At 64.7% G+C, this 3,470-nt stretch carries 5 protein-coding genes; 4 read left to right on the plus strand and 1 reads right to left on the minus strand.

The window, feature by feature from the left end; all coding sequences use genetic code 11:
- Positions 1–697 (plus strand): hypothetical protein (locus QZT63_RS09935; RefSeq protein ID WP_290650804.1); only part of this gene is annotated, 697 nt, incomplete at its 5' end.
- Positions 698–711: 14 nt separating this feature from the next.
- On the opposite strand, the gene QZT63_RS09940 is transcribed toward QZT63_RS09935, so the two are convergent.
- Complete coding sequence (locus QZT63_RS09940) at positions 712–912, minus strand: hypothetical protein (protein WP_290650805.1); 201 nt, start codon at positions 910–912, stop codon at positions 712–714.
- 48 nt (positions 913–960) lie between these two features.
- Between QZT63_RS09940 and QZT63_RS09945 the strand changes: the two genes are divergently transcribed.
- The 3 genes from QZT63_RS09945 to QZT63_RS09955 form a co-directional block, all read left to right on the plus strand.
- A complete protein-coding gene (locus tag QZT63_RS09945; protein ID WP_290650806.1) occupies positions 961–1,458 on the plus strand; it encodes a hypothetical protein in 498 nt (165 codons plus the stop codon).
- A 29-nt stretch (positions 1,459–1,487) separates the two neighbouring features.
- Complete coding sequence (locus tag QZT63_RS09950; RefSeq protein ID WP_290650807.1) at positions 1,488–2,684, plus strand: glycosyltransferase; 1,197 nt, start codon at positions 1,488–1,490, stop codon at positions 2,682–2,684.
- Between the two features lie 43 nt (positions 2,685–2,727).
- Positions 2,728–3,470, plus strand: a 743-nt coding sequence (locus tag QZT63_RS09955) for a glycosyltransferase family 1 protein (RefSeq protein ID WP_290650808.1), incomplete at its 3' end; no start/stop codon positions are given.

The raw sequence follows: 3,470 nt of genomic DNA on the forward strand, positions 1-3,470 counted from the left end.
ACATCATCGCATGGTCGTTATGGCGACGAGCGCATCAGGCAGCAGCACGAAAAGCCCATCTCAAATCAAAAGCGCAACTGTAGTGCTAGGACGGGCATTTCGGCGGCGTCTGGGCCGATCCCCGCTGGTTCGAGCCGCCTATGTCGGTTGCCGCGGGGTGGGGCGCGATGCAGTGAACGTCTGGAGATTTGGAGGGAATGCTCCACGCGCCCACATGCGCATCTGGGTGCGCCCGCGGGATGTCGAGAAAGCGACAAACGCGTTTAACGTCTACGATTCAGGGCGCGTAATAGACGGAGATTGGGATCTGAATACGTTCGAAATTCTTGATATCCCGAAATTTCAGTACTGTCGCGACCGTTGGATCGGAGGACGTTCCTGGCAACAGTTGGGAGTTTTAGGCAACAATCAAGAATCATCCAAAGAAATTGACAGATTCGATGAGCTCGACAGGTTGTTTTATCATTCCATAGAATCTCGCCGATTCAAGACGAGGATCGAGATTGACAAATACAGTTTTCGCGAATGGGGCGGGACTCTCATTCATATCTCTCGCGATTTGAAGCCCATATTTGGATGCAGCGGCTATCACAGGATGGCGATCGCGAAGCTGGCTGAGCTGGATCTTATCCCCGCTCAACTGGGCTGCGTCCACCCCGAGGCGATCAGGGATTGGAAGTCGGAATACGCGCGCTAGTCTGGGATACCGGTTCAGCGGCCGAAGTCCTTCGCCCGACCCGGCCTGGCGATCGCATACTGATCGAGGTCGTGGGGCTCGGCGGATCCGGGAAGAGCAGCGTAGTTGCCGAACTCGAGCGGTCGGGCATGACGGCCATCAGGGTCGGAGAGCATCGACGCCTCGTGGCGCGGGGCCGGGCGGCGCTGGCCGCGCTGCAGCTGGCGCTCCGACATCGCTTGCCGCCGGCCCGTGCACTCAGCCTTTTCCGGAGGTGCTGTTCCGTGGAGACTGGCTTCTGCCTGATCGCTACCGCACCCGCAGGACCGGTGGTCATCGACGATGGTCCGGTGCGCACGTTGCACGACACGCAATGCCGATCGTATCGAGAGCGCGCGGCCTGGTGGGACTACGGCAAGCAGGCGCTTGTGCGTCTCGGCCAGTTCAGAACGCCGGTGCTGCTCGTGGATTGGCACATCGACGACCGGCTGCGGATGCAGCGATGGCGAAGCCGAGGCGCAACGACGGACCGCCGCAGAGGGGTGCTACCCACGGTGATGGTCCGGCTGCTTGATGCCCTTACCGGTCACCAACGGCTTGCCCCCGTTCCCGCGAATGGCCGGGCCGTCAGGGCGTTCATGCGGAAGCACCTGCCACACGTCAGCCAGCTTACAGTCGATGCGACGGCGGCGGACACGCCCGGCGAAATCGCGGAGCGGATCATCCGGCTGCTCGAATCCGCCCCGATCGGACAGCACGATAAACAGGCACCCGCCGGGTGAGGATACTCTACCTTTCCTATACCGGCCTCATGGAGCCGCTCGGCCGCTCGCAGGTCCTGGCCTATCTTGAGCACCTTGCGCGCGATCACCAGATCACCCTGCTTACCTTCGAGAAACCGGGGGATCTCGCCGACGCCGGGCGAGCGGACGGGCTGCTTCAGGAATGCCGTCGTGCCGGCATCGACTGGAGACCGCATCGCTACCATCACCGGCCACGCGCCATCGCGACCGCCTGGGACCTGATCGTTCTCCTGGCGGCGGCGCTGAGTGCGATCCGGCGCGCACGGCCCGATCTCGTTCACGCCCGCGGCTACCTTCCCGCCTTCGTCTCCTTGGCGCTGAAACGGATCTCCGGCGTTCCCTTCGTCTTCGACATGCGCGCCTTCTGGCCCGACGAGATGATCACGGCGGGACGGTTGCGCGCCGGATCGCTTCTCGATCGCGCGATCAGAAATGGAGAACGCGCCTGCCTTCGCGACGCGCACGGCATCGTCGTGCTCACTGATGCCGCCGCGTCGCGCCTGCGCCAACGTTACGGGCCGGACGTTATGGACGGTCGCTGCGTCGTGATTCCGACTTGCGTCGATCTGAGGCGCTTTCATCCCGCGCTCCGTGAAGGGCGGAGACGCGCCACGCGGATCGGGTCGGTCGGCAGTGTGCTCAGCGGTTGGTTCCAGGTCGACCGTCTCATGCGTTTCCTGGCCGCTTTTGCAGAGGCGGCGCCGGGGGTGGAGCTGTATATCGTAACGCGCGACGATCCGGAGGCAGTCGAGCACGTCGCCGCTGGCCACGGGATCGATCCAAGCCGGCTTCGAATCTTCCGGCGCACTCCCGAGGAGATGCCGGCGGCCATCGCCGAACTCGACGCGGCAGCGATGTTCTTCGCGCCACGCGAGTCGGAAGTGGCGCGCTGTCCGACGCGCATGGGCGAGATTCTGGCCTGCGGCGTGCCGATCGTCGCAAATTCTGCCGCGGGCGACGTTGCCGAGATCATCACCACGTATCGTGTCGGGGTCGTTGCCGACGGGGAGGCGCCCGACGCGCCGAAGCAGGCTGCTGAGACACTCCTCACGCTGATGGGGGACGGCGGGCTCGCCGAACGCTGCCGCCAGGCCGCGGAGGAACGTTTCTCGCTTCAGACGGGCGTGCGCAGCTATGACGCGATCTACCGCCAGGTCGACCGGGCGGTTCACGCCATCGCCACGGAAGAGCTGAGGCTGCTTTGAGTCCTTCACCCTCCGCCGACCGTCTGTCTCCTGAGGGATTTACGTGCTGCGTGTTCTTGCACTGACCCGCTATGGCAGGCTCGGCGCCAGCAGCCGCCTGCGCACTTACCAGTACCAGGCGCCGCTGCGCGCGCACGGCATCGACGTGCGCATCGAGCCGCTGTTCCGCGACCCGTATGTCGAGGCGCTCTACAAGCGACGAAATCGGTCGTTGCATGTGGTCGCCTCCTTCGGCCGGCGCATCGCGGCCGCCTGGACCTGCCGGGATGTCGATGCGCTGTGGGTGGAAAAGGAGATGTTGCCCTGGATCCCCGCCTTCGTGGAGCTGGCCCTGCTCCCCCGCCAGCGCCCGCTCGTCGTGGACTACGACGACGCGATCTTCCATTCCTACGACCGGCATCGTTCCGGTGCCGTTCGGCACTTACTTGCCGACAAGATCGACGCGGTGATGCGCCGGGCCGACCTCGTTACCGCCGGGAACGACTACCTCGCCGAAAGGGCCCGATCCGCCGGGGCGCCTCACGTGGAACTGGTGCCGACCGTGGTCGACCTGGACCATTACCGGCCTGTGCCGGCGCCGCGTGACGGGCAGACAACGGTCGGGTGGATCGGCAGCCCTTCGACCGCGTTTTATCTTGACGCGCTCAAGCCCGTAATGGCCTCCCTCTCCGCTCAGCACGGCATTCGTGCCGTCGCGATCGGCGCGCGGCCGGAGCAGGTTGCCGGCACTGCGTTCACGGCCGAGGCCTGGGCCGAGGACACCGAAGCCGAATGTCTGGCGCGCCT

It is taken from the genome of Aquisalimonas sp. (assembly GCF_007120195.1).
Taxonomy (GTDB): domain Bacteria; phylum Pseudomonadota; class Gammaproteobacteria; order Nitrococcales; family Aquisalimonadaceae; genus Aquisalimonas.

What these genes read in the sequence shown, in the direction of transcription:
- QZT63_RS09940 (WP_290650805.1), bottom strand. Translation starts at nt 912, where the DNA reads ATGTCGGAGCGCCAGCTGCAGCGCGGCCAGCGCCGCCCGGCCCCGCGC.
- QZT63_RS09950 (WP_290650807.1), top strand. Translation starts at nt 1,488, where the DNA reads ATGGAGCCGCTCGGCCGCTCGCAGGTCCTGGCCTATCTTGAGCACCTT.